Source organism: Rhodothermales bacterium (genome assembly GCA_034439735.1).
Lineage (GTDB): Bacteria > Bacteroidota > Rhodothermia > Rhodothermales > JAHQVL01 > JAWKNW01.
The window spans coordinates 1-3052 of record JAWXAX010000009.1; the positions used below are offsets into that span (position 1 = coordinate 1).

Annotated in this window: 6 protein-coding genes; 3 read left to right on the forward strand and 3 right to left on the reverse strand. The window is 62.0% G+C overall.

Annotated features, from left to right (window positions below; genetic code table 11):
* On the forward strand, positions 1 to 565 hold a 565-nt coding region (gene nadE / locus SH809_00330), incomplete at its 5' end, for an NAD(+) synthase (GenBank protein MDZ4698122.1).
* 92 nt (positions 566 to 657) lie between these two features.
* The gene (gene ruvA, locus SH809_00335) at positions 658 to 1257 is read left to right on the forward strand and encodes a Holliday junction branch migration protein RuvA (GenBank protein ID MDZ4698123.1); all 600 of its coding nucleotides are present in this window, start codon (positions 658 to 660) and stop codon (positions 1255 to 1257) included.
* A 55-nt stretch (positions 1258 to 1312) separates the two neighbouring features.
* On the opposite strand, the gene SH809_00340 is transcribed toward ruvA, so the two are convergent.
* From SH809_00340 to SH809_00350, 3 genes are read right to left on the reverse strand one after another with little or no spacing between them, the layout of a single operon-like run.
* A complete protein-coding gene (locus tag SH809_00340; protein ID MDZ4698124.1) occupies positions 1313 to 1600 on the reverse strand; it encodes a 4a-hydroxytetrahydrobiopterin dehydratase in 288 nt (95 codons plus the stop codon).
* Positions 1601 to 1606: 6 nt separating this feature from the next.
* A complete protein-coding gene (locus SH809_00345; GenBank protein ID MDZ4698125.1) occupies positions 1607 to 2065 on the reverse strand; it encodes a hypothetical protein in 459 nt (152 codons plus the stop codon).
* Positions 2065 to 2550: a hypothetical protein gene (locus SH809_00350; GenBank protein ID MDZ4698126.1), complete on the reverse strand. Its 486-nt coding sequence runs from the start codon at positions 2548 to 2550 to the stop codon at positions 2065 to 2067. Before SH809_00350 ends, SH809_00345 begins: the two co-directional genes overlap by 1 nt.
* Positions 2551 to 2799: 249 nt before the next feature.
* Here SH809_00350 and SH809_00355 point away from each other — a divergent pair.
* Positions 2800 to 3052: GTP-binding protein (locus tag SH809_00355; GenBank protein ID MDZ4698127.1), on the forward strand; the 253-nt coding region annotated here is incomplete at its 3' end.

Below are 3052 nucleotides of genomic sequence, written 5' to 3' on the forward strand. Positions count from 1 at the left end.
CGACGCCGGCGTCGCCGAGGAAAACATCCAGGCACGAACCCGCGGCGTCACGCTAATGGCGGTGTCGAACAAGTTCGATCATCTGCTCCTCACGACCGGCAACAAAAGCGAGATGTCCGTCGGGTACGCCACCCTCTATGGCGATATGAACGGCGGCCTGGCCGTGCTGGCGGACGTGTTCAAGCAGGACGTGTACGCCCTCGCCGAGCATATCAATGCACGCGCCGGCCGCGCCGTCATCCCTGTCAACACCATCACCAAACCGCCTTCCGCCGAGCTTCGACCCGACCAGCAGGACTCCGACTCCCTCCCCCCGTACCCGGTGCTGGACGAGATCCTGCGGCGCTACGTCGAGGAGATCGAGGACCTGGACACCATCGTCCGCGAAACGGGGCTGGACCGCGCCTTTGTCCACCGTATCTTGCGCATGGTAGACCGCAACGAGTACAAACGCCGGCAGGCCGCCCCGGGCCTCCGCGTCAGCAAAAAAGCGTTCGGCGTCGGCCGGCGACTGCCGATTGTCATGCGCTGGAACTGGGACACGAGGTTTGAGAATGGTCAATAGTCAATGGTTGATGGTCAATGGTTGATGATTGCCAAACAATGACAACAGACCATCAACAATCGACCATCGACCATTAACAATCGACCATTGCCATGATCGCTTACGTTTCCGGCACACTGATCGACAAAAAGCCTACCGAGGCGCTCATCGACGTACATGGCGTGGGATATGCCATCCTCATCCCCACCTCCACCTACGAGCAGTTGCCCGAGGAGGGCAAGCCGGCGCGGCTCTTTACCCATTTCCACGTCCGCGAAGACGCCCACCAGCTGTACGGCTTCGCGACCGTGGCCGAGCGATCGTTGTTCGACGAGATGCTCGCCGTTTCGGGCATCGGCCCCCGCCTCGCGCTCGCTGCATTGTCCGCCATGCGCCCCGCGGAGTTGCGTGACTACCTTATCGAGGGGAATGTGGGTATGATCACCCGGATCCCCGGCGTTGGCCGGAAGACCGCCGAGCGGATGGTCGTCGAACTCAAGGACCGGCTGGTGAAGCTTGATCTTCCGGGCGCCGGCGTCCTCTCCGACCCCTCGGATACCCGCGCCGAAGCCCGCTCGGACGCCCTCGCCGCGCTCGAAGCCCTGGGCCTCAACCGCGCGACCGCCGAACGCAGCCTCCGCCTGGTGCTGCGAAACAACCCCGGCATCCAGTCTGCCCAGGAACTCATCCGGCTGGCGTTACGGGAGAAGTGAGCACCTGCGGTGCGGACGGGAGACTACCATTCTTGACCGCGAGTGAATGCGAGCCTCACCCCCCCAATCCGTCCATCTTCGCGGCGAGCTCAAAATCCAGGTGGCTGATCCCCCCGGCGTCGTGGGTCGTCAGGTCTACCCTGACCTTGTTGTACACGTTAAACCACTCTGGATGGTGGTTCATCTGTTCGGCCACGAGCGCCGCGCGGGTCATGAACCCGAACGCGGCGTTGAAGTCCGCGAATTGAAACTCGCGGTGCAGCTTGCCATCGACGACCGACCAGTGGGCGAGGGTCGCGAGGCGCTTGTCGATGGCTTCAGGAGAGAGTTTTTGGAGTGGCATAGGCGATCAATTGATGACAGCTGTGGCGGCGGCGGCCCGGGGCTGTAGGGCGGGGTGCCGATAGGTGGCGGCGAGCCCCAACAGGCCGGCCAGTGACAACGCGCCGGGGGCCAGGGCCGGGCTGGCGCCGCGAAGAGCCTCCAGCCAGACGTCCGCAAAGGTCGCGTTGGGCTGGATTTCCAGCTCGAATTCCAGGTTATGCTCAAAGTGCTCGTAGAGTCCATAGCCGCCGGCGACTATAAGGACGACCATCCCGACCCGCAGGGCAAACAGAACGCCCCGCGACGGCCGCGCGTAGGCTAGTCCGAATACCGGCAACGCCAGGCTCGAAAAAAGAATGGGGACCCATTGAACGAATCCTTCCGTATGGCCAATGAGCGCGAGTTCGGCGATGACTCCGAGGCACACTGCGGCGGCCAGCACGAGCTGAAACCGCCGCAGGTGCGTTTCGACAGATAGGGGCATCAGTTTTCCAGGTACGTCCTTGCCACGGCTACTTCCTCCGCGGACACATGGCCGGTGAGCGCTTTCAGAAAGGCATCGTTCGACCCATAGGGCCGGCCCTGGATGAGCGCCTGGGCCTTCGCCTCATCGACGCCCGGAATCTGTTGCAGGGTCGCCGCGTCGCAGGCATCGACCTTGATGGGTACAAACACGAACTGCTCGAACGCCGCTACCTTATCCGCGTCGACGTATTTACCGATTTCCTTGCGGAACTGGAGGATGCTGATGTACGGACGGTATTCGTCGAACTCGTGCGCCATGCGAGGGCCCGCGTTGGGAACGGCGAGGAAGGCGTCAGTCGGCGTGGTGTTGAGGTTGAGTTTGGCGTCGCCCGGCTTCATCAGGGTGACGGCGGGTGCATTCTGGGCATAGAGCGGTGCGACAACAAAGAGGGCGGCAACCATCAGGAACAGGCGGCGGCGTAACACTATCATTGAATGAGCCATGGCAGGTGAAGGATTTTCGTTAACATAACAAGCAGAGTCGCCGGCGGACGAATCGCGCCACAAGGCGTGTGAACCCCATAGACGATCGAACGGCGTCCAGGATTCCATCGGCATTCACCAACGATTCGCCGCCGGAGACCGCTCCTGACGGAACAATACATCCCCCCCGGGCGAAAGAGGGGCGGTACTTACGACATCTCCGACGGACAGGGCGATCCGAAGCATCGGCTCGCCCCTTTTCATATTCCTATGGTATCATCCCACCTCCGAAATATCGCCATCGTGGCGCACGTTGACCACGGCAAAACGACCCTCGTCGACGCCATGCTCTGGCAGAGCGGCACCTTCCGCGATAACCAGGAAGTCCAGGAACGCGTCATGGACTCGATGGACCTCGAGCGCGAGAAGGGCATCACGATCATGGCCAAGAATACCGCTATCACCTACGGCGGTAAAAAGATCAACATCGTCGATACGCCGGGCCACGCCGACTTCGGCGGCG

What these genes read in the sequence shown, in the direction of transcription:
- ruvA (MDZ4698123.1), top strand. Translation starts at nt 658, where the DNA reads ATGATCGCTTACGTTTCCGGCACACTGATCGACAAAAAGCCTACCGAG.
- SH809_00345 (MDZ4698125.1), bottom strand. Translation starts at nt 2,065, where the DNA reads ATGCCCCTATCTGTCGAAACGCACCTGCGGCGGTTTCAGCTCGTGCTG.
- SH809_00350 (MDZ4698126.1), bottom strand. Translation starts at nt 2,550, where the DNA reads ATGGCTCATTCAATGATAGTGTTACGCCGCCGCCTGTTCCTGATGGTT.
- SH809_00340 (MDZ4698124.1), bottom strand. Translation starts at nt 1,600, where the DNA reads ATGCCACTCCAAAAACTCTCTCCTGAAGCCATCGACAAGCGCCTCGCG.